Source organism: Massilia sp. IC2-476, from assembly GCF_020707295.1.
Classification (GTDB): domain Bacteria; phylum Pseudomonadota; class Gammaproteobacteria; order Burkholderiales; family Burkholderiaceae_D; genus Telluria.
This window is the reverse complement of record NZ_JAJFER010000003.1, coordinates 99276-121826: the sequence shown is the minus strand read 5'-3', so window position 1 is coordinate 121826 and position 22551 is coordinate 99276. Positions and strand designations below refer to the sequence as shown.

Sequence of the window (22551 nt, the reverse complement as noted above, 5' to 3'; positions counted from 1 at the left end):
ATGTCTGCAATGAAGCCAGCCATCGCCGGCGCACCCTACACCGTGCCGCCAGAACCGAGCCGCCTGCCCGCCTTCATGCTGGCAGTGGCCGTGCACGCCGTGCTGCTGGGCTTCCTCTGGTTCGGCATCAGCTGGCAGAACACCGAACCGGTCGCCGTCCAGGCCGAGGTCTGGGACATGTCGGTCCAGAGCGCCGCCGCCCCGGAACTGCCGCCCCCGCCGGCCCCGGAGCCCGAGCCGCAACCCGAACCCGTTCCGCCACCGCCGCGCCCGGCCGAACCGCCGCCGGTGGAGCGCCCTGCCCCGACCCCACCGGACATCAATCTGCAGCGCGAGAAAGAGCGCAAGGAACAGGCTAAACGCGACGAGGCCGAGAAGGAACGCGTACGCAAGGAAGAAGAGCGCAAGAAGGAGCTCGCCGAGAAGAAGAAGCAAGAAGAGGCTGAGAAGAAAGAGCTCGCGAAGAAGGAAGCCGACGAGAAGAAAAAGGCCGAGAAGCTCGCTGCCGACAAGGCTGCGAAGGACAAGGCCGCCAAGGAAAAGGCCGAAGCCGCCAAACTGGCCAAGCTGGCCCAGGACGAACTCAAGCGCATCTCGGGCGCCATGGGCACCACCGGCACTGCCGAAAAGTCGACTGGCCCGCGTTCCGACGGCGGTTACGTCGCCGCATTGACCGCCGCGATCAAGAGCGCCACCGCCTACGGCGGCAGCACCACGATGCCGGGCAACCCGAAGGCGGTGTTCCGCGTCGATCAGCTGCCGACCGGCGAAGTGATGTCGGTGCGCCTCGTGAAAAGCAGCGGTGTGCCTGAGTTTGACAGAGCAGTAGAGAATGGTATCAAAAAGGCATCCCCGCTCCCGAAGAAGAAGGACGGCACGGTGGAACGCACCATCGACGTCAACTTCTCGATGAAAGACTACGATTGACCCATTCGTTCAACGACAGACTATGAAAAAACTCCATTTCCTGCTGTTTAGCGCCACCCTGCTGATGGGGACGGCCACGCAAGCCCAGATCAAGGTCGAGATCGCCGGTGTCGGCAGCAACCAGATCCCGGTCGCGGTCGCCGCCTTTGCCGACGAATCGATCGCCCCGGCGCAGGTCTCGGCCATCATCCGCGCCGACCTCGAGCGCAGCGGCGTGTTCAAGGTGATCGACGCCGGCCAGGTGATCAGCGACAGCGCTAGCGTCGACCTGGCTGCGTTCAAGGCCAAGGGCGCCGACGCCCTGGTGGTCGGCAGCGTGACCAAGCAGCCCGACGGCCGCTTCGCGGTCCGCTACAAGCTGCACGACACCGTCAAGGGCGCGCAGATCTCGCAGCTGGGCGGCGAAGTCCAGCCGAAGTACACCCGCCTGCAGGCGCACCGCATCGCCGACGACGTCTACGAAAAGCTGACCGGCGTGCGCGGCATCTTCTCGACCCGCATCGCCTACGTCAAGGAAGACCGCAGCGCGCGCAACTACACCCTGGCCGTGGCCGACGCCGACGGCGAGAACGAAGTCATCGCCGCGCGCGGCCGCGAGCCGATCATCTCGCCGGCGTGGGCGCCGGACGGCACCAAGGTGGCCTACGTCTCGATGGAAGACCGCAAGCCGGTGGTCTACCTGCAAGACCTGATGACCGGCCGCCGCAACGTGATCTCCAACGTCAAGGGCAACAACTCGGCCCCGTCGTGGGCGCCGGACGGCCGCACCCTGGCCGTGGCCCTGTCGAAGGACGGCAATACCGAGGTTTACACCGTCAATTCGGACGGCACCGGCCACCGCCGCCTGACCAACAGCCCGTCGATCGATACCGAGCCGCAATTCTCGGCCGACGGCCAGACCATCTACTTCACCAGCGACCGCAGCGGCGGCCCGCAGATCTACAAGATGAGCGTGAACGGCGGCACGCCGACCCGCGTCACGTTCAACGGTAATTACAATATCAGCCCGCGCGTGTCTGCCGACGGCAAGACACTGGCCTGGATTTCCCAGCGCAACGGCGGTTTTTCCCTTTACGCGATGGACCTGGCCAGCGGCCAGGAGCTGCGCCTGGCCGATGGGGCCACCGAACCGAGTTTTTCGCCTAACGGCAAGTACATCATGTATGCGACCAAGGGCGGCGGGCGTGTTGCGCTCGCCGTGGTCTCGGTGGATGGACGGGTCAAGCAGCGCTTAACCACCAATGCGGGAAACATTCGGGAGCCCAGCTGGGGTCCCTTCATGAAGTAAACAGCAGTAAAACTTTATTAGACAAGGAGAAAAACCATGCGCAACTTCCAGAAAGTAGCCCTCATCGCTTCCGCTCTCGTGCTGACCGCCTGCTCGTCCTCGCCCAAGCTCAACGAAACCCCGGTGGTCGAGAAGACCCCAACCCCGCCGGCAGCCCAGCCTGACGCGCGCGACATCCGTCCAGTCGAAACCGGCAGCGTCGATCCGCTGAATGATCCGAAAGGCCCGCTGGCCAACCGCAGCGTCTACTTCGACTACGACAGCTTCGTCGTGCGCGAAGACGGCAAGCCGGTCGTCGCCAACCACTCGGGCTTCCTGACCAAGAACGCCGGCCGCAAGGTTCTGATCCAGGGTAACACCGACGAACGCGGCGGCACCGAGTACAACCTGGCTCTGGGCCAGAAGCGTGCCGAAGCCGTGCGCCGCGCCATGGGCGCCCTGGGCGTGTCGGACAACCAGATGGAAGCCGTGTCGCTGGGCGAAGAAAAGCCGAAGGCCACCGGCAGCGACGAAGCTGCATGGGCTGAAAACCGTCGCGCCGACATCGTCTATCAGTAATCACTCCGATAACTGATCAGATACGGCTGATTGACAGCGGGGCGGATGGCAGTGCAGACTGCATCCGCCCCGTTTTTACTCTGCAACCGGAAAGATTGACTGCCATGATGAAACTGTCCCCGTCCCGACTTGCCTGCCTCTTCCTGGCAGCCTGGATGCCGTTGCAGGCGCAAGCCGGCCTGCTCAGCGACGATGAAGCGCGCAAGGCCATCCTCGATCTGCGCGCCAAGGTCGATAACATCGCCCGCGACCTGAACGCCCGCATCGAGACCAAGTCGGACAAGACTTCCCAGCTCGACCTGCTGAACCAGCACGAGCAGACCATGCAGGAGATTTCCCGCCTGCGCGGCCAGATCGAAGTGCTGGCCAACCAGATCGCCCGCGCCCAGGAAAGCCAGAAGCAGCTGTACGCCGACCTCGACGCCCGCATCAAGAAGGTCGAACCGCAGCAGGAAACCGTCGACGGCCAGACCGCATCGGTGCTGCCGGCCGAAAAGACCGCCTACGATAACGCCACCGCCCTGTTCCAGAGCGGCGACTACAAGGGCGCCACCGCTGCCCTGCAGGATTTCGTGCGCCGCTACCCGGATTCGGCCTATGCCGCCAACGCGCAGTACTGGCTCGGCAACGCGTATTTCGCCCAGGGCGACTACAAGAAGGCCATCGCGGCCCAGGAAGTGCTGACCACGAGCTATTCGACCAGCCCCAAGGTGCCGGACGCGATGCTGAACATCGGCAGCAGCTATGCCCTGCTGAAGGACAGCAAGAACGCCAAGAAGGCGCTGCAGCAGCTGGTCTCGAAGTACCCCGACTCGAGCGCCGCCCGGACCGCCAAGGATCGCCTGGCTTCGCTGAAGTGATCGCAGGCCGCGCCGCTGCCCCAGGGCATTTGACAGCGAGCGCGGCGCATCCTATAATCTCGCTTCTTTCGGGTCGTTAGCTCAGTTGGTAGAGCAGCGGACTTTTAATCCGTTGGTCGCTGGTTCGAGCCCAGCACGGCCTACCAGAATCAGCAGAAACGCCAGCCTCCGGGCTGGCGTTTTTGTTTCAGCGCTGTGCCAGCGTCGCCCGCACCTCGATGACCTGTGCCACGCGCGAATTCGGCACATAGCGCATCAGCATATCGTCGCCGCTCTCGCCGCGATTGAAATCCATCGTCACATTGCCGTCGCGCGACACGTAGCGGTCCGGGCTGAGCGCAATCAGGTGCATGGGCGGCTGGCGATCGATGCGCGCCATGATGCCGCCGGCGGCCGAGTCGACCTTCAGGCGCCAGCCGTTCGACAGCGCATACACGCCGCGCACCGCATCTAGATGTTCTTGGTAGAGCCGCACCGAGCGTGGCGGCGCCGTCACCTGCACGCTCGAGATCGACGAAGGCGCGGTGGCGGGATAGGACGAGGTCTGTGCGGCGGCATCGGCGACCAGGAGCAACAGCGATGCCCCGATGGCCAGGGTCAGGGGACGCATGGCATTCTCCTTCGCAAGGGATGGCACCCTGACGGCGTCAGGGTGGACAGCTTCAGTCTAGGGCAGCGTCCGTTACCCGCAAGGCCTCATCGCGTGACATGACAAAACGGTCTCGATTCACCACAAGGCAGATCCAGACGAAATGATACAAAAATAGCAATATGCATGGCGTTTTTGTATCGTATTCGAAGGCGGGCAGGCGTTGAGTGTTGGTTTCGCCCTACTCCCTACCACAATTGCTTGACATATGTGGAGTGCGGCAGGATATTGTTGTTTTGCAGCAATTGATTGAAGTCGTAAGCAATTGTGTGCGCCCTTGTTTTCGTTACCCCTGCATGTAGAATAAACAACATTCGTGCAGCTTACCGACTGGGATTCTTGAGACCGGATTTATCATTGAGCGCTGGCTGGCAAGCCTTTCGGACTGCCAGCGCATCGCCCTTTGTCGATCCGGTCCGGCCGCTCCGGTGCCACTTGTCTGAGCCGGCGAGCGCGGGCATCGCGATATCGCCGAACCGAAGCTGCCATGCATGAGCGCGCCTCCGGGCGCTTTCCACTATCGAACCGCCAGTCTCCGGTGGAGACGGCAAACAAAGGACCAAGGAACCGACATGAATACCGAGCATTCGCATCCGAACATCCACGCTGCGACCATCGACCGCAGCAACCCGAGTGCACCGAAGCGCACCTTTGCCAAGGGCATCGTGTCGAGCCGCCTGCGCCAGCGCATCAGCGTCGCCGTCGGCCTCTGCGTCGGCCTGGCCGCACTCGTCATCGCCTTCGAATAAGCACTTCCTCCGCCAGTCCCTGCACGGCGTCCCGCGCCGGCAGCGCTGGGCGCATCAACAAACAGCGGGCATCGCTGCCCGCTGCTTTCAAGTCGTACCGCTAGCTGGCGGCCGTGTTGGCCGCCCTTCCCTTACGCTGCCCGTCAGAACTCTTCCCAGCCTTCGGTCGCTTCCTCGGCCTTGGCCTTGGCCGGCCTGGCCGGCTTGCGCTCGGGCTTGACGGCCGCCGGTTTCGCCGCGATCCGTGCCGGCGCTTTTGCCGGCCGCGCAGGCGCCGCGGCGCGCACCGGAGCGGCTGGCGCCGCCTGGACGCCGAGCTTGAACACGCCGACGGCCTGGGCCAGCGCCGCCGCTTCTTCCTGCATCGACTGCGCCGCCGCCGAGGCCTGCTCGACCAGCGCGGCGTTCTGCTGCGTCACCTGGTCCATCTGGGTGACTGCGCTGTTGATCTGCTCGATGCCGGCGGTCTGCTCCTGGCTGGCGGCCGTGATCTCGGCCATGATGTCGGTCACGCGGCCGACGCTCTGGACAATCTCCGTCATCGTTGCACCGGCCTGGTCGACCAGCTCGGAACCGTGGTGCACCTTCTGGACCGAATCGTCGATCAGGGCCTTGATTTCCTTGGCCGCCGCCGCGCTGCGCTGGGCCAGGTTGCGCACCTCGCCCGCCACCACCGCGAAGCCGCGGCCCTGCTCGCCTGCGCGGGCCGCTTCCACGGCCGCGTTCAGCGCCAGGATATTGGTCTGGAAAGCGATGCCGTCGATGACCGAGATGATGTCGACGATGCGGGTTGCCGAGCTATTGATCGCGCCCATGGTCTGCACCACCTGCTCGACCACTTCGCCGCCCTTGCCCGCCACCTGCTGGGCCGAAGCCGCCAAGACATTGGCTTGGCGCGCGTTGTCGGCGTTCTGGCGCACGGTCGAGGTCAGTTCTTCCATCGAGGAGGCGGTCTCTTCCAGCGAACCGGCCTGCTGCTCGGTGCGACTCGAGAGGTCCAGGTTACCGGCCGCGATCTGGCCGGACGCGGTGGCGATGGTGTCGGTGCCGCCGCGCACGCGGGTGACAATCTGCACCAGCGCTTCGTTCATGTCCTTCAGGGCCTGCAACAGGCGCCCGGTCTCGTCCTTCGAGCTGACCTCGATTTTCTGGCTCAGGTCACCCGCCGCGACCGCGGCGGCGACCTGCACGGCCTGCTCGATCGGGCGCACGATGGCGCGTACCAGCATCCAGCCGACCACGGCGGCCATCACGAGGCCGAAGGCCAGGCCTGCCAGGCACACGAGGCGCACCATTTCATACTTCTGCTGCGAGCGCTCGTATTCGACCTTCGCCACGCGCTGCTGCAGCCCGAGCAGCTGGCCGCCGAGCTCGCCTACCGGCTGGAAGCCCCGCTCCATGGCGCCGCTGGCCAGCTGGCTGGCCTGGGCCAGGTCGCCGGCGCGGATGGCGGCAAGCGCAGGCTGCAATCCCTGCGCCAGGAAGGCCTTGCGGGCCTCCACGAATTTCGCTGCCAGTGCCGCTTCTTCACTGGTCATCTCGGTTTGCTCGTACGCTTTCCAGGTGGCTGTTACCGCGGCGATGTTGGCGTCGACTTCCGCCACCAGGGTGTTGCGCGCCGCGGCGTCTTCCTGGTGCGCCGCCTTGGTGACCAGCAGCTGGTTAGTGGTGATCAGCTGCATGACCCGGCTGAGCTGGCCGAGCGCGACGACGCGGTCGTCATGCATGCTCTTCATTTCGCTGTTGGCGACGCTCAAATTGTAGAGGCCGATGACCGCGCCAGCCAGCAACTCGGCGGCCAGGAAGGCGATGACGAAGATCAGGCGAGACTTGATGCTGAGATGTTTAAACATGGGAAATCCGATGAATGTGTTGGCAGCAAAGACGTCAGTACGTATTGAATTATAGAAACAAAACCCCGCTGGACCTGGGAACCGGACAGTCAATCTCGCGTTTTCCAGAGCGACCGTCGCCCGCATGCCACATGTGCTTGCCACCCTGTCACCATTCATGATTGACCCGACAACGCCCTGCACCACGATGGTGCTGCAGCCCGCTCCGGCGGTGATGCCGGTTTGCCTATAAAATGCTGCGATTGATTTCTCCAGCGCATTAGCCGCCACGAAAAGGCCCCAATGAACTTTCCTGTCCTGATCAACCTGACCCTGGCACTGCTGGTCTGCGTGCTGCTGTACCGCCTGCAGGCCACCCACGTTTCCTTTACCAAGCGGGTGTTTACCGGCCTGGGTCTCGGCGTGGTGCTGGGCGCGATGCTGCAGACCGTGTACGGCGCCGATTCGCCCGTCATCGGCACCACCGGCGCCTGGCTCGACGTGGTCGGCAGCGGCTACGTGAAGCTGCTCCAGATGATCATCATTCCCCTGATCATGGTCTCGATCGTGCAGGCCATCCTCAAGCTGCGCAACGCCTCTTCGCTCGGCGCCATCAGCACGCTCACCATCGGCATCCTGATCACGACCACCATCGTGGCGGCGGCGATCGGCATCCTGATGGCCAAGCTGTTCGGCCTGAGCGCGGTCGGCCTGACCGCCTCCACCGCCGAAGTGGCGCGCGGCGAATACCTGCAGGGCAACCTGGCGGCGGCCAAGGAGATCTCGCTGCCCGGCATGCTGCTGTCCTTCATCCCGGCCAATCCCTTCCTCGACATGACCGGTGCGCGCAAGACCTCGACCATCGCGGTGGTCGTGTTCGCGATCTTTATCGGCGTCTCGGCCACCGGTATCGCCGGCAAGAAACCCGAAGTGTTCCAGTCCTTCAGCGGCTTCGTGCACGTGGCGCACGTGATCGTGATGCGCATGGTGACCCTGGTGCTGCGCCTGACGCCCTTAGGCGTGTTCGCCCTGATGACCAAGATGGTCGCGGGCTCGAGCCTGCAGGACATCCTCAGCCTGGCCAGTTTCGTGGCCGCCTCCTACTGCGCGCTGGCGCTGATGTTCGTGGTGCACCTGCTGCTGGTAACGGGCAGCGGCCTGAACCCGCTCCGCTACCTTGCCAAGATCTTCCCGGTACTCGCCTTCGCCTTCACGTCGCGCACCAGCGCCGGCGCCATCCCGATGAGCGTGGCGACCCAGACCGGGCGCCTCGGCACGCCGGAAGGCATCGCCAACTTTGCCGCCTCTTTCGGCGCCACCATCGGCCAGAACGGCTGCGCCGGCATCTATCCGGCCATGCTGGCGGTGATGATCGCGCCCACCGTCGGCATCGATCCCTATACCGCCACCTTCCTGCTGCCGCTGCTGGCGATCGTCGCCTTCGGTTCGATCGGCGTGGCCGGGGTGGGCGGCGGCGCCACCTTCGCGGCGCTGATCGTGCTGTCGGCGATGGACTTGCCGGTGGCGCTGGCGGGCCTCCTGATTTCGGTGGAACCCCTGATCGACATGGGCCGCACGGCGCTCAACGTCAGCGGCTCGGTCATGGCCGGCACGCTGACCAGCCGCATGCTCGGGCAGACCGACATGCGGGTGTTCGACAGCGACGCCGAGATCAACCTGGACGGCGAAGAGCAAGTCGTCTGACGGGACGACTTGCGACGTCTGACGGGACGACTTGCGTGGTTTGAAGGGGCGTTTTTTGCCCTGTAAACAGCCTTTGTAAGAGGGCTCCGACGCTACGGCGAGCCTGCGCGGAAGCCCCGCAATCGTGCGCTTTGCGCCCGTAGAATCCGTCTATGATGACGTCATGTCAATATCAGAGACGGGCAGGTAATGGAACAGAAGTGGCCACAGGAAGTCTGGCTGGTCAGGCATGGTCAGAGCGCCGGCAATGTCGCGCGTGACCTCGCCGAAGCCGCCGCCGGACATCGCATCGATATCGCCGACCGCGATGTCGATGTGCCCCTGTCCGAGCTCGGCGAGCGCCAGTCGCAGGCCCTCGGTTCCTGGTTCGCCGCCCTGCCGCCGGAACAGCAGCCGAGCGTGGTGCTGGTCTCGCCCTACGTCCGCGCGCTTCAAACCGCCGACATCCTGATGCAGCGCCTCGACCGTTCGCGCCTGGTGGTCGAATCCGACGAGCGCCTGCGCGAAAAGGAATTCGGCATCCTCGACCGCCTCACCACCTACGGCATCGCGCACCACCATCCCGAGCTGTACGAGCAGCGCCAGCACGTCGGCAAGTTCTACTTCCGTCCGCCCGGCGGCGAGAGCTGGTGCGACGTCATCCTGCGCCTGCGCAGCGTGATCGACACCCTGAACCGCGAGTACTGCCGCGAGCGCGTGCTGATCGTCGCGCACCAGGTCACGGTCAATTGCTTCCGCTACCTGTTCGAACGCCTGGACGAGAAGACCATCCTCGATTTCGACCGCGCCGGCGACGTGCCGAACTGCTCGGTCACCTCTTACGAATTCGACCCCGCGCTGGGCAAGGGCGGCCAGTTGGCCCTGCGCCTCGTGAACTTCGTTGCTCCGCTCGAAGCGAGCGGCACGCCCGTCACCGCCAGCAAGGACCTGCCTGCAGCACCGAAGGCCTAAGCCATCCCATGGAAACGCTCACCCGTGCCCCTGCCGTGCATGACGTCGACACAGCCCTGCTGCAGGGCTGGCCGCTACCGATGCCGGCTGTCGAAGGCGACAAGGAGATCCGCGGCCACGTGCTGGTGGTGGGGGGCTCGAGCGAGATGCCGGGCGCCATCATCCTGGCCGCCACCGCCTGCCTGCGCGCGGGCGCCGGCAAGCTCACCATCGCCACCGGACGCAGCGTGGCGCAACTGGTGGCGCTGGCCATGCCCGAAGCGCGCGTCATCGGCCTGGAAGAACACGCGAGCGCCGGCTTCAGCCTCGATGCCGTGGCCTGCCTCGACCCGCTGGCCGACCGTGTCGATGCAGTGCTGGTCGGTCCTGGCATGCGCGACGAGCCGGCCACCGCCGCGCTGGTGCATGCGCTGCTGCCGCGCTTCGAGTCGGCCGGCACGCGCGTGGTGCTGGACGCTTGCGCCATGGGCGCCCTGCTGCATCCGCCCGCGCACTGGCCCGCGGGCATGCCCTGGCGTTTCGAGCGTCCCGTCATCCTCACCCCGCATGCGGGCGAGATGGCGCACCTGACCGGCATCGCAAAGGAAGAGATCGTCGGCGCGCCCGACCCGCGCGCGCTGCAGGCTGCGCGCGACTGGAATGCAGTCGTCGCATTAAAAGGTGCGCGTACTGTCATCGCATCGCCGGATGGAACGTTGTACCAGCATGAAGGCGGCAATGTCGGCCTGGCCATCTCCGGATCCGGAGACGTGCTGGCCGGGATCATCACCGGGCTGGCGGCGCGCGGCGCCCCGCTCGACCAGGCCGTCTGCTGGGGTGTGGCGCTGCATGCGCGTGCCGGCGAACGCCTGGCGGAACGCATGGGCACACTTGGATATTTGGCGCGGGAAATTTCGCATGAAATACCCGCCCTGTTGGAACAGGTCGCCGGCAAGCGAACCGGCGACACCGAAACCACCCGGCAGATGCCGGTGGGCCGGGGGATGGGAGTCCATGACACCTAGTCTCTGGCAACTCCGCAGCACAAGGCGGAAACAAGTACGACAGTGTATGGTCCAATTGGCTGGCAGCCTGGCTGCCTGGCTGTTCCAGTCGGATTCGTGCACTGACCGGGGCCGCGTATTGCGTCGGTTCCCTGATGGTTCCACTGCTGGGTTTCCGAACCCTCAGAGGACCTAACCTGGCGCTGTCGGACCTCCAAGGCCTCACCTGGAGACCGCGGCACAAGATAGACGTGAAACGAGGAGTTAAACAATGAAAGCACTGACTCAAGCACCAAAAATCCTGCTGACTGCTGCCGTGTTGGCCTCCCTGCTGGGCGCCTGCCGCAAGAACGAGCCGGCAGCTGACGCCACCACTACCACGCCGGACACCTCGGCGACCGCACCGGCCAGCACCTCGGGCGCCACCGGCACCACGGGTGACACCGGCACCGGCGCCACCGGCACCGGCACCACCGGCACCACCGGTGACATGGGCACCGGCGCCACCGGCACCGGCACCACCGGCGCAACCGGCACCACCGGCGATACCACCGGCACCGGCGCAACCGGCACTGGCGCAACCGGCACCACCGGTACCGGCGCAACTGGCACCACCGGCACCGGCGCGACCGGCACCACCGGCGGCACCGGCACCTCGGGTACCTCGGGCACGACCGGCACCACCGGCACCGGCACCACCGGCGGCACCACCGGCCAATAATCGGCCATCCGCCTGGCAACGAACGGAGCCCGCGGTGCGGGCTCCGGGACTTCCGGCCTTGCCGGAAGCGTGGCTTCGTGCCGTTTTACAGCGGCGATCGCCAGCCTCCCGAGGCTGGCTTAGTCGTGTCCGGGTTGTTTCCCTTCTGCGCCAAGCCGCCTTCCCATCAGCTTTCTCGTCCAGACTGCAGCGCAGCCGCGTCTAGCAGACGGTTGACCGCATCAAATTCCGCAGGCTTCGTCAGGTGGTGATCGAAACCCGCATCCCGTGCGCGTGCGCGGTCATCCGCGGTGCCCCAGCCGGTCAAGGCCACCAGCATCGCCCCCTCCAGGCCCGCAATCTTGCGCAATGCGGCGGCAGTCTCGTAGCCGTTCATGTCGGGCAGGCCGATGTCGAGGAACACCACCTGCGGCGCCAGCTCGCGCGCCGCGCGCAGGGCGCCGGCGCCATCGTGCGCCAGGGTCACGCGGTGCCCGCCGATCTCGAGCAGGGCCGCGAGCATCTCGGCTGCATCGACGTTATCGTCCACCACCAGTACGCGCAAGGGCCCCACCGGCCCGGCCGGGGACTCGGCCGGTGCGGGCGCCGGGACGATCACTTCGCTTCCAGCCTGCGGCAACGGCAGGCGGACCGTGAAACGGCTTCCCCTGCCTTCGCCGTCGCTGTGGGCCACGACGCTTCCGCCATGCAGCTGCACCAGGCGCTTGACCAGGTTCAGGCCGACGCCCAGCCCACCCTCGCCCATCGCTTCGCTCGACTGCCCCTGCGCGTACATGTCGAACACATGCAACAACGCATCCGGGCCGATGCCGATGCCGCTATCGGAAACGGCGATGACTGCCTCGGCGCCTTCGGTCCACGACTCGACCTTGATGGCGCCGCCGGCGGGGGTGTACTTGGCGGCGTTGTTGACGAGATTGCTGATCACCTGCGCCACGCGATGGCGGTCCGCCTGCAACAGCACCGGCGTCTCCGGCGTGTGCAGCGCCAGGCGATGGCCGCGCGCGCTTACCAGTGGCATCGCCATCTCGACGCCATCCTGCACGACGTCACCCAGCTCCACTGTCTCAAGACGCAAGATCAGCTTGCCTTCCGACAAGCGCGCCATGTCGAGCAGGTCATCGACCAGGTGCACCATATGGTCCACCTGGCGCTGCATCATGCCCGGCACATCGCGCGCCCGGGCTAGCGTCGACCCGGCGGCATCCAATTGCATCAGGTCGATCCCGGCCCGGATCGGCGCAAGCGGGTTGCGCAGCTCGTGTGCCAGCGTCGACAGGAAGTCGCTTTGCTGGCGATTCTTCGCCGCCAGCTCGTCCGCCAGATGGCGCAGCTCCTGCTCCGCCTGCTTGTGGCCGCTGACGTCGAAGGTCACGCCGTCGAAGCGCAGCGGGCGTCCGTCGTCGTCGAGGTCGCACCAGCCGACGGCGTGCAGCCAGCGCATCCCGCCCGCCTCGATGCTGCCGCTGCGGAATTCGATGTCGAGCGTGCTTCCCTGCTCCAGCGCCCGGCGCAGGCGTGACTCGAAATGATGTCGATCGGCCTCATGCACGGCGGCGAGCAGCGCTTCCACACCGGTTTGGCGCTGGCCGCCAAGTCCGAGCTGGGCGGCCATTTCCGGATTCATCCTGAATTGCTCGAAGGGCGCATCGGCATACCACACGCCGATGTTGCCGGCTTGCGCCACGCGTTCGAAACGCTTCTGGAGCACCCGGCGCTCATGGATATCGATGACGGTGCCCACATACCCATCCGGGCGCCCCGCGTCGTCGCTCCGCGGCAAACCGGTGTCGATCACCCAGCGATAGGCGCCGTCATGGCGCCGCAGGCGAAAGTCGATCGCGAATGGCTCCCGTGCCGCGGCCGCCTCGAGGTAGGCCTCGACCGTGCGCTGCTGGTCGTCCGGATGCACGTTCTCGAGCCATCCGCGACCGAGATCCTGCTCCACCCGGCGGCCGGTGAAGTCGTACCAGCGCTTGCTGAGGTAAGTGCAATGCTCGTTCGCATCGGTCGTCCAGAGCATCGCAGGCGAGGCGTCGACCAGTGCGCGGAAATAGGCGTCGCGCCGCGCCGACTCGTAGTGCAGTCGACGTCGCTCACGCGCCTGGGCAACGTGGCCGCGCACACGCGCAAGCAGTTCGCCCGCCGCAAAAGGCTTGACCATGTAGTCGTCGGCGCCGGCCTGCAGGCCTTCGACCTTGGCTTCCTCGCCTGCCCGCGCGGACAGCAGCATCACCGGCACGTCGCGCAGGCGCTCGTCCGCGCGAATACGGGCGATCAGGCCAAAGCCGTCCAGCCCTGGCATCATGACGTCGCTCAGCAGCAGGTCGGGGGGATCGCGCTGGAGCATGGCAAAGGCCGCCTCGCCGTCGGCGCACAGGGTCACGTCGGCGTACGGCGCAAGCAGCGATTTCAGATAGGCGCGCATGTCGTTGTTATCGTCGGCCACCAGGATGCGGGGGCGTGCCTCGCCACTCGCCTGTCCTGCTGGCGCGACGGGCGCCACCTGTGCAGGGGCCTGAAGATCCTCGGCATCGGGCAGCCAGCGCAATGCTTCTTCGACGAAAGCGGCGCCCATGCGCGCGTCGCCCGGCAGCAGCGGGGCGGCAAGCACGCGCTCGGGAGGCAGGTGTGCATGCCCGAAGGGAATGTCGATGTCAAACCTGGTGCCCTCGCCCTCCACACTATGCACTGCGATGGTGCCGCCATGCAGCCATACCAGCTCCTGCATCAGTGCCAGACCGATACCGGTACCTTCATAGGTGCGGCCGGCAGCGCCTTCGATGCGGTGGAAGCGCTCGAACACCCGCCCCAGTTCCTGCTCGGGGATGCCGGTCCCGGTATCGCTGACCGACAGCCGCGCCTTGTCTTCGTGGCGCTGCAGGCGCACTGTGACGCTGCCGTCGAGCGTGAACTTGAAGGCATTCGACAACAGGTTGAAGACGATCTTTTCCCACATGTCGCGGTCGACCCAGACCGGCTCGCCCAGGTCCTGCGCCTCGACCGTATAGGCAAGGCCGCCGCGCGCCATGGCCGACTCGAACACGGCGGCCAGGTCCAGGGTCAGGCGCGCCAGGTCGGCGGGCGCGTAGCTGGCCTGCACCCGCCCGGCCTCGATGCGCGAAAAGTCGAGCAGCGAGTTGACCAGCTTCAGCAGGCGCAAGGCATTACGCTGGGTCAGCTCGATGCGCTGGCGCTGGGCCGGCGGCAGCGGTTCGGCGGCATCGAACAGCGCATCGTCGAGAGGACCCAGGATCAGGGTCAGCGGCGTGCGGAATTCATGCGATACATTGGAGAAGAAAGCCGTCTTGGCGCGGTCGATCTTCACCAGTTCCTCGGCGCGGCGCTGTTCCAGTTCATAGGCCACGACATTGCCCACCGCGGTGCTGACGACCGCCGTCAGCTGATCATAGAAATGCAAATAATCGGCATCGAGGGCGCGCCGGGGGCTGACGCCACCCACCAGGTAGCCGTAGGGTTCCTGCTGCCCGGGCAGCAGTACCGGCAGCACCAGCGCCGTATCCGCCGCCTCCTCGTAGGTGCCGCAGCGCGAGCCGGCGAAGCGTGCAGCCAGGCCTTCGGCCCGCTGGGAAGTGCGCTCCACGGCGGCGCGCGTGAAAGGCCAGGTCGGGTCATCCAGCGCCAGCGCCGCGGGCGCCAGGGGGCAGTCACCTTCGATCCCGGCACGGCCGCGCAAGAGTAGCTGGCCTGCCTCCACGTCGTGCTTGTAGAACAGGACAAAGGGCAGGTCGTCGGCCAGCGCCGCATGGCCGGCCGCAAGCTGGTGGCCGATGTCGCTTGCCGTGCGTGCGCTGGCGAGTGCGTCGCTCAGTTCGCGCAGCCCGCGCGTGCGGCGCGCCCCCAGTACCTGCGCGGTCGTCTCGGTGATCGGGTGAAATACCCCGCCGACCGCACCGGACTCGTCACGGATGGGCGAGAACGAAAAAGTCATGAAGGCTTCTTCGAGGTAGCCGTGGCGGTCGAGGAACATGCGCTGGTCGCGGATGTAGGCGCCCTCGCCCTTGTGTGCGCGGTCGAATGCCTCACCGACCACTGGTAGCGCGCTGGCCCAGATTTCCTTGAATGGGGCTCCCATCGACCTCGGGTGCAGGTCGCCGCAGATCGGACGGTAGGCGTCGTTGTAGATCTGGATGTCCTGCTCGCCCCAGCACACCAGGATCGGGAAGGTTGAGGACAGGCACAGGCTGACCGTCGTGCGCAGGCTTTGCGGCCACTGTTCCGGCGGTCCAAGGGGCGTACCCGACCAGTCCATCGAGCGGATCAAGGCTCCCATCTCGCCACCGCCCGCCAGCCAGTTGAGATCCGGCTGGAGTTCGCGTTCGTCGGGCGCCGTGGTCTTGTCGAGCATGGAAATGGCTTTCATGAAGGTAAGCCGATTCGGCAATTCGACAATTTTAAAGCACGAGATGACGCATGTCTTATCAAGCGCACAACTATATCTCGTCCTTGCCCGGTCGGGACGAAAAAAAAGGCGCTGTCAGCGTTGGATGTGGAAAATGCCGATTGCTGCTCGCAGCAGCTGCCTGGCCGTGACGGGAGCACCTCCGGTCACGCAGGAACAGGTCTGACCGCTGCGGTCACGGGCCACCAGAATGCAGTCGTGCTCGTTGCTGATTCCCCGGCTGTGTGCGCTGCCACCGCGCTTGCGGGCAGGCCGGTCCAGGCAGCGCGAACCCTTTTGCGATTCGCGGATGAACTTCTCGTCCGCCTCAGCAATGCCCGCCAGGCGATCGGGCTGGTCTAGTACACCTGATCCAGGCCAAGCGCCGGGCGCAGGAATTCGATCAGCAGCGATCGTTGCTGGCGGCTGAGCAAGCCTGCCTGCTGCAGCAAACGACGAAAGCCCGCGGCATTCATTGTCCCTCCTGTCATCGATCCAGGTTGGACATCCATTCAGCTCAGCAGTTCAGTTTCTACGCGTAGCGGTGACAGCGCCAAAAAAAAAGCCAGCCCGAAGGCTGGCTCTTGCCGAAGCAAACCCGCTTACACAGGCTGCGGCGTACCGCGGCCGCGGCCGGTCACCAGGCGGCCGATGCGCACGATGCCGCGGAACACGAAGCGCACGAAGGTCAGCGTCAGGATCGCCTCGACGAAGGTCATGAGGAAGGCCAGGGCCGGGTTGAAGCGGCCGGCGCGGCGGTTGAACTTCGCATACATGCGGTCGCGGGCGATCTCGATGCTGTCGTAGAAGGTCGGCACCACCAGCAGGGTCAGGAAGGTCGAGGTGATGGTGCCGCCGATGATCGCGATGGCCAGCGGCTGGTAGAACTGGCCGGCGTCGCCGAGGGCCAGCGCCACCGGCAGCATGCCGGCGATCAGCGCGAAGGTCGTCATCAGGATCGGACGCAGGCGCTTGCGGCCGGCCTGCATCAGGGCTTCCTCGCGGTCCATGCCCTCCTTTTCCAGCGCACGGGCGGCGTCCAGCAGCAGGATCGCGTTCTTCGCCACCAGGCCCATCAGCATGATGACGCCGATCAGGCTCATCAGGTTGAGGGTGTTCTTGGTCAGCAGCAGCGCCAGCACCACGCCGATCAGGGACAGCGGCAGCGACAGCATCACGCCCATCGGTGCGGTGAAGGAACCGAACTGCATCACCAGGATCAGGTACATCAGGCCGATACCCGAGATCAGGGCGATGCCCATGGCGCTGAACACTTCCTGCTGGTCCTGGCCGGCGCCGCCCAGCTGCAGGCCATAGCCCGGCGGGAAGTCGAAGCTCTTCGCCAGTTTCATGGCGTCGGCGGTGACCTCACCCGGCGAACGGCCCTGGGCATTGGCGGACACGGTGATCATGCGCTCGCCGTTCTTGTGGCGGATGGCCGCCGGGCCCTTGCCCATGGTGATGCTGGCGATCTGCTCCAGCGGCACCATCATGCCGGTACCCGACACCGCGATCGGCAGGCGCTCGATGCTGTCGGTATTCACGCGGTCGTCAGGGTGCAGGCGCACGGCGACGTCGCGCGTTTCGCTGCTCGGGTCGACCCAGTCGCCCACTTCGATGCCGGCGAAGGCCACGCGCAGGGACTGGGCGGCGTCGTTGATCGAGATGCCCATGGCGTTGGCCAGGCCGCGGTCGAGCACGATCTGCAACTCGTTCTTCGGATCCTGCTCCGACAGGGTGACGTCGACCGCGCCCGGGACCTGGCGCAGCTTTTCCATATAGGCCGTGGTCAGGTCCATCAGCTTGCGCGAATCCGGACCGGTGAACTGGATCTGGACCGGCTTGCCGCCGCCGTTCAGGTCGTCGATCACGGTGTACTCGGCGCCGACCAGGCGGCCGACCTTCTCGCGCAATTCGACCGCGATGTCGGCGCCGCTGCGCTTGCGGGTGCTGCGCTTGCCGATGTCGACATAGATACGGCCGCCGCCGGTGTTGGCATTGCTGTTGGTGTCCTTCACTTCCGGGATCGAACGGGCCAGCTCGGCCGCCGCTTCGACCTTGCGGCGTGCGTACTCGACGCTCGACGAGGCCGGCACGCGGATCTCGACCATCAGGGTGCCCTGGTCGGATTTCGGCAGGAAGCTCGAGCCGCCGAAGGTGGCGTGCAGGGCGATCGCGCCGACGAAGCTGGCGACGGCGATGGCGGCCATCCACTTGCGGTGGTGCAGCGCCCAGGCGATCACGTTGCCGTAGCGGTCGGCCTGGTGGTCGAACCAGTGGTTGAACTTGTCGAGCGCCGCGCCGATGCCCTTCTTCTTGGCATGGTGATGGCCCGGCGGGTCGCCCCAGTAGGCCGACAGCATCGGGTCGAGGGTGAAGGAGATGAACAGCGACACGATCACGGAGCAGGTCACGGTCAGCGCGAACGGACCGAACCATTGTCCGGCCATGCCGGGCATGAAGGCGACCGGGATGAACACGGCCATGATCGAGAAGGTGGTCGCGGCCACGGCCATGCCGATCTCGGCGGTGCCTTCCAGGGCGGCGGTGCGGCGGTCGGAACCGAGTTCCATGTGGCGCACGATGTTTTCCCGCACCACGATCGCATCGTCGATCAGCACGCCGATCGCCAGCGACAGGCCCAGCAGGGTCATGAAGTTCAGGGTGAAGCCGCACAGCCAGACCGCGATGAAGGCGGCCAGCACCGAGGTCGGCAGCGACAGCGCGGTGATCAGGGTCGAACGCCAGGAGTTCAGGAAGGCGTACACCACGAAGATGGTCAGGATCGCGCCCAGCACCAGGGCTTCGATCACGTTGTTCAGGCTCATCTGGGCGTCGTCGCCGCCATCGCGCACGACTTCGAGCTTGGTGCCCTCCGACAGTTCCTTCTGGGTCTCTTCGACCACCTTGTGGACCTTCTTGGCCAGCGACACGGTCGACGCGTCACGCGAACGTGCAATCTGGATGCCCACGTTCGGCTTGCCGCTACGCATGGACAGGCTGTTGATGTCGGCGTAGCCGTCCTTGATCTCGGCGACCTGGTTCAGGCGCACGATCTGGTCGCCATTACGCTTGACGACGACCTGCGAGAAATCTTCCGGACGCTCGATACGGCCGACCAGGCGGATGCCCTTCTCGTCCAGCTCGCTGCGCAGCTTGCCCACTGGCGCATTCGTGTTCTGGGTGCGCAGGGCATTGGTCACGTCCGACACCGACACGCCGAATTCGCGCAGCTTCTCGGCGCGCAGCAGCACCGACAGTTCGCGGCGCAGGGCGCCATTCACGGTGACGGTGGAGACGCCATCGATGGCGCGGAACTTATCGGCCAGCACGTCTTCGGCATAGCGCGAGATTTCCGCGTGGCTCTGCGAGCTCGAGGACAGCGCCAGCGACATGACCGGTTCCGAGGCCGGGTCGATGCGGCGCATGATCGGCTCGCGCATCTCGACCGGCAGCTTGTAGCGCACCGAGGCGATCGCGTTGCGCACGTCGTCCGAGGCTTCGATCAGGTTGCGGCCGAAATCGAACTCCATCCAGATCGAGGAACCGCCCTCGTAGGAATTCGAATTGACTTCGGTGACGCCCTGGATCGCCAGCATCTGCTTTTCGATGCGGTTGGTGATCTCGCGCTCCGAGGTCTCGGGCGAGGCGCCCGGATACGGGATGTCGACCACGATGATCGGCACCTCGACGTCCGGGTTCTGGTTCACCTTCAGCTTGGACAGGGCCAGCAGGCCCATGGCCATCATCGCCACGATCAGCACGACCGTGGCGACGGGTTTCTTGACACTGAAATTAGAGAGGAACATTTGTTATTTTCCTTATGGGCGTGTGCCCTTATTTGCCCTGCACCGGCGCTGCGCTGGCGACGCGCGCGGTCGCCATGTCGACCTTCTGGCCGTCCTTCAGGTTCGAGGTCGGGGCGCGCAGCACGATGTCGCCGGCGGCCAGGCCCTGCTTGATCTCGTAGTTGCCGGTGCGCGGATCGCGCTCGCCGACCACCAGGTTGACCTGGGACAGGGTCTTGTCCTTGATGCGCCAGGTGTAGGCCTTGTCGCCCGAGCGCACCACCGCCGCTTCCGGCAGCATCAGGGCGTCGGTCGACTGGGCGTCGACGCGGCCCTCGGCGTACAGGCCGGCCACCTTCGGCTGGTTCTTGTCGGCGAACTCGATCACCACCTCGACCTGGCGGGTGACGGCGTTGGCGGCCGGGTCGATGCGCTTGACGATGCCGGCGAACTGCTGCTCGCCGTAGCCGTTGACGCGGAAATTGACCTTCTGGCCGGTGCGCACGGCAGCGATCGAGTCGGCCGAGACGCGGCCCTGGAAGCGCATGCTGTTCGGGTCGATGACTTTGACCAGTTCCTTGCCGATGGTGGCGGTGTCGCCGGCCGAGACCTTGCGCTCGGAGACGATGCCGTCGAACGGGGCGCGCACGACGGTGCGCGACAGCTGCTGCTGCGCGGTGGCGGCGCGCGAGCGGGCGGCCGAGAGTTCGCTCTGGGCGCTGTTGCGGCGCACTTCGGCTTCGTCCAGGCCGACCGCCGAGGTCATGCCCGAGGCGCGCAGGGTCTTCATGCGATCGAGCTGGCGGTTGGCCTGGTCGAGGGCCTGGCTGGCGGCACGCACCGCTTCGCCGGCGGAAGCGACGGTGTCGCGGATCGCGGTTTCATCCAGGCGCACCAGCACGTCGCCGCGCTTGACCGGCTCGCCATTCTCTTTCAGGACCTGCAGGACGACGGCCGAGACCTCGGCACGCAGGTCGGCCTTGCGCTCCGGCTGGATTGAGCCGGTCACGACCGGACCGCTGCTCAGGGTGTCGCTCTGGACGGTGAGCACGTCTTCCGGCGCGACCTGAAGCTGCGAAGGACGCTTGTCCTTGGGGGCGCCCTTGGCGCCGGCCTGGGCGGTCTCCTGGCCCGGCTTGGCGGGTTCCTTGGACTCCTTGCTGCAGGCGACGAGCGCCGAAGCGATGGCAAGGACGAGTAGTGATTTGCGCAGCATGTGGTTCTCCAGAGAATGGACTTGGTTGTTCTTGTAAAAATACGAATATAGACAGCCAGCGCGCAGTATCGATTAGTGCCCTACCAACTTCAAGTGACGACTCTGCATACTGCCGAAATCGAGGGATGAAATGCGGTATTTCGCGACGAGCTGCATTCCTGGCGGACTGAAATGTGCCCGGATTCGGACACTGCGCGGACAGTTTTCGGACAGGCGGACGTCCGCCATGTCCACCCGCGCAGGATTTCAGCACTTAGATGCCGGCTCCAAAGATGGCGTGAATGAGGAAGCCCATGCCGATGCCGGTCAGGATGCCGCCGCCGATCTCCACCAGGGTGTGGCCCATGCGCTCGCGCAGGACGATGTGGCCGACGGTGTCGACGGCCAGCCGGTTGATCGCAGCCGCCTGGCGGCCGACGTGCTGGCGCAGGCTGTTGGCGTCGATCATGACGATGAAGGCGAGCGTGACGGCGACCCCGAAGGCCGGGTGGCCGATCCCCTCGCGCAATGCGATCAGGGTAGCCATGCTGGTGACCACCGAGCTGTGGTTGCTGGGGAAGCCGCCGTTGCCAACCAGGTTGAAGGCCAGGCGGCGCTGGCGCACGCTGGTGATCAAGAACTTGATCGGGCCGACCACCATCCAGGTCAGCACGGGTGTTACAAGATATGCAAGATCCATGTCCAAAATCCAGGTAAAGTGTTGCAAAATGATGCCGGACAGAATTATCTCAGATGCAAGGCATCGTCGATACAGAAACAAGGGTGAATCGGAGACATCCGTAGCGCCGCCACACCACCTGGGACGCTAATATTCCTTTAACTAGACTAGACAGGCAAGGGAGAGTTTATGCGGCATTTTCGGTTGTCGATCGGCGTCACGGTCATCCTGATGGGCCTCGCGGGCTGGTGGGGCTATGAGCACCGCGGGATGGCGGGACTGTTGCAGGCCCTCTGGATCACGGCCGTGCTCGGCGTGCTGGAAGTGTCGCTTTCTTTCGACAACGCGGTGGTCAACGCCTCCGTCCTGCGCGGCTGGAACGAATTCTGGCGCAAGCTCTTCCTCACGGTCGGCATCCTGGTCGCCGTGTTCGGCATGCGCCTGCTGTTCCCGCTGGTGATCGTGTCGGCCGCCACCGGCCTTGGCCTGATCGAGGTCTGGCACATGGCAATCGACAATCCGACAGAATATTCGCGCCACCTGACCGAGAAGCACGCCGAGGTGGCCGCTTTCGGCGGGGCCTTCCTGATGCTGGTCTTCCTGAACTTCCTGTTCGACGAGGAAAAGGAATTGCACTGGCTGGGCTGGATCGAGGAAAAGGTGGGCAAGTACGGCACCGAGGGGCTGGCCATCATGCTGACCCTGCTGGCCGTGTGCGGCGCCATGTACCTGATGCCGCCCGCGCGCAAGCTGCCGGTCCTGATCGCCGGCGTCACGGGTGTGCTCATCTATATTGGCGTGCAATGGCTCAGCGGCCTGCTGGAAAAAGAGGAAGAAGACCCGACGGTCGGCAAGATGATCGCCCAGGGCAGCATCGGCGGCTTCCTCTACCTGGAAGTGCTGGACGCCTCGTTCAGTTTCGACGGTGTGATCGGCGCCTTTGCCATCACCAACGACGTCGTGATCATCATGCTGGGCCTGGCAATCGGCGCCATGTTCGTGCGCTCGATGACGGTGTTCCTGGTCTACAAGGGCACGCTGGAAGAATTCGTCTACCTTGAGCACGGGGCCCACTACGCGATCGGCATCCTGGCCCTGATCATGTTCCTGAGCGTCCATTACCACGTGCCGGAATGGTTCACCGGGCTGTCGGGCCTCGCCTTCATCCTGGTGTCGCTGTGGTCGTCGGTGCGCTACCGGCGCCGTGTGGAGGCCCGGGAAGCCGGCCTGGGTGACTGAGTCATTTTGCTATTTTGTCCAGCCGT

The 22551-nt window shown here is 65.4% G+C and carries 16 protein-coding genes, 1 tRNA gene and 1 pseudogene; 11 read left to right on the top strand and 7 right to left on the bottom strand.

The window, feature by feature from the left end:
• The first annotated feature begins 9 nt into the window (after window positions 1-9).
• The 5 genes from tolA to LK539_RS09465 all read left to right on the top strand — a co-directional run bounded on the left by tolA (window position 10) and on the right by LK539_RS09465 (window position 3779).
• Window positions 10-927, top strand: coding sequence for a cell envelope integrity protein TolA (gene tolA / locus LK539_RS09485; RefSeq protein ID WP_227800677.1), 918 nt, complete (start codon window positions 10-12; stop codon window positions 925-927).
• 22 nt (window positions 928-949) lie between these two features.
• Window positions 950-2215: a Tol-Pal system beta propeller repeat protein TolB gene (gene tolB / locus LK539_RS09480; protein ID WP_227800676.1), complete on the top strand. Its 1266-nt coding sequence runs from the start codon at window positions 950-952 to the stop codon at window positions 2213-2215.
• A 36-nt stretch (window positions 2216-2251) separates the two neighbouring features.
• Window positions 2252-2773 carry a peptidoglycan-associated lipoprotein Pal gene (pal, locus tag LK539_RS09475; protein ID WP_227800675.1) on the top strand — a complete coding sequence of 174 codons (522 nt, stop codon included), beginning with the start codon at window positions 2252-2254 and terminating at the stop codon, window positions 2771-2773.
• Between the two features lie 104 nt (window positions 2774-2877).
• Window positions 2878-3633, top strand: coding sequence for a tol-pal system protein YbgF (gene ybgF / locus LK539_RS09470; protein ID WP_227800674.1), 756 nt, complete (start codon window positions 2878-2880; stop codon window positions 3631-3633).
• 70 nt (window positions 3634-3703) lie between these two features.
• A tRNA-Lys gene (locus LK539_RS09465) sits at window positions 3704-3779 on the top strand.
• A 41-nt stretch (window positions 3780-3820) separates the two neighbouring features.
• On the opposite strand, the gene LK539_RS09460 is transcribed toward LK539_RS09465, so the two are convergent.
• Complete coding sequence (locus tag LK539_RS09460; RefSeq protein ID WP_227800673.1) at window positions 3821-4243, bottom strand: hypothetical protein; 423 nt, start codon at window positions 4241-4243, stop codon at window positions 3821-3823.
• Window positions 4244-4854: 611 nt separating this feature from the next.
• Here LK539_RS09460 and LK539_RS09455 point away from each other — a divergent pair.
• Window positions 4855-5031 carry a hypothetical protein gene (locus LK539_RS09455; RefSeq protein WP_227800672.1) on the top strand — a complete coding sequence of 59 codons (177 nt, stop codon included), beginning with the start codon at window positions 4855-4857 and terminating at the stop codon, window positions 5029-5031.
• A 143-nt stretch (window positions 5032-5174) separates the two neighbouring features.
• Here the strand turns inward: LK539_RS09455 and LK539_RS09450 are convergent, their stop codons facing one another.
• Window positions 5175-6884 carry a methyl-accepting chemotaxis protein gene (locus tag LK539_RS09450; protein ID WP_227800671.1) on the bottom strand — a complete coding sequence of 570 codons (1710 nt, stop codon included), beginning with the start codon at window positions 6882-6884 and terminating at the stop codon, window positions 5175-5177.
• Between the two features lie 282 nt (window positions 6885-7166).
• Between LK539_RS09450 and LK539_RS09445 the strand changes: the two genes are divergently transcribed.
• From LK539_RS09445 to LK539_RS09430, 4 genes are all read left to right on the top strand, one after another.
• A complete protein-coding gene (locus LK539_RS09445) occupies window positions 7167-8567 on the top strand; it encodes an L-cystine transporter (RefSeq protein ID WP_227800670.1) in 1401 nt (466 codons plus the stop codon).
• A gap of 189 nt (window positions 8568-8756) precedes the next feature.
• Window positions 8757-9518 (top strand): histidine phosphatase family protein, encoded by a 762-nt coding sequence (locus tag LK539_RS09440; protein WP_227800669.1) that lies wholly within the window; start codon window positions 8757-8759, stop codon window positions 9516-9518.
• An 8-nt stretch (window positions 9519-9526) separates the two neighbouring features.
• Complete coding sequence (locus LK539_RS09435) at window positions 9527-10522, top strand: NAD(P)H-hydrate dehydratase (RefSeq protein ID WP_227800668.1); 996 nt, start codon at window positions 9527-9529, stop codon at window positions 10520-10522.
• Between the two features lie 250 nt (window positions 10523-10772).
• Window positions 10773-11222, top strand: a complete 450-nt coding sequence (locus LK539_RS09430; RefSeq protein WP_227800667.1) for a hypothetical protein — start codon at window positions 10773-10775, stop codon at window positions 11220-11222.
• A 166-nt stretch (window positions 11223-11388) separates the two neighbouring features.
• Here the strand turns inward: LK539_RS09430 and LK539_RS09425 are convergent, their stop codons facing one another.
• The 5 genes and pseudogenes from LK539_RS09425 to LK539_RS09405 all read right to left on the bottom strand — a co-directional run bounded on the left by LK539_RS09425 (window position 11389) and on the right by LK539_RS09405 (window position 21307).
• Window positions 11389-15606 carry an ATP-binding protein gene (locus tag LK539_RS09425; RefSeq protein WP_227800666.1) on the bottom strand — a complete coding sequence of 1406 codons (4218 nt, stop codon included), beginning with the start codon at window positions 15604-15606 and terminating at the stop codon, window positions 11389-11391.
• 153 nt (window positions 15607-15759) lie between these two features.
• Window positions 15760-15984: pseudogene (locus LK539_RS09420) on the bottom strand (IS1595 family transposase); the annotation flags it as partial.
• A 242-nt stretch (window positions 15985-16226) separates the two neighbouring features.
• The gene (locus LK539_RS09415; RefSeq protein ID WP_227800665.1) at window positions 16227-19433 is read right to left on the bottom strand and encodes an efflux RND transporter permease subunit; all 3207 of its coding nucleotides are present in this window, start codon (window positions 19431-19433) and stop codon (window positions 16227-16229) included.
• A 28-nt stretch (window positions 19434-19461) separates the two neighbouring features.
• Window positions 19462-20628 (bottom strand): efflux RND transporter periplasmic adaptor subunit, encoded by a 1167-nt coding sequence (locus LK539_RS09410; protein ID WP_227800664.1) that lies wholly within the window; start codon window positions 20626-20628, stop codon window positions 19462-19464.
• Window positions 20629-20881: 253 nt separating this feature from the next.
• On the bottom strand, window positions 20882-21307 hold the full coding sequence (locus LK539_RS09405) for a divergent PAP2 family protein (RefSeq protein WP_227800663.1): 426 nt from the start codon (window positions 21305-21307) through the stop codon (window positions 20882-20884).
• Between the two features lie 168 nt (window positions 21308-21475).
• On the opposite strand from LK539_RS09405, the gene LK539_RS09400 reads away from it, so the two are divergent.
• Window positions 21476-22525 (top strand): DUF475 domain-containing protein, encoded by a 1050-nt coding sequence (locus LK539_RS09400; RefSeq protein WP_227800662.1) that lies wholly within the window; start codon window positions 21476-21478, stop codon window positions 22523-22525.
• Window positions 22526-22551: the final 26 nt, after the last annotated feature.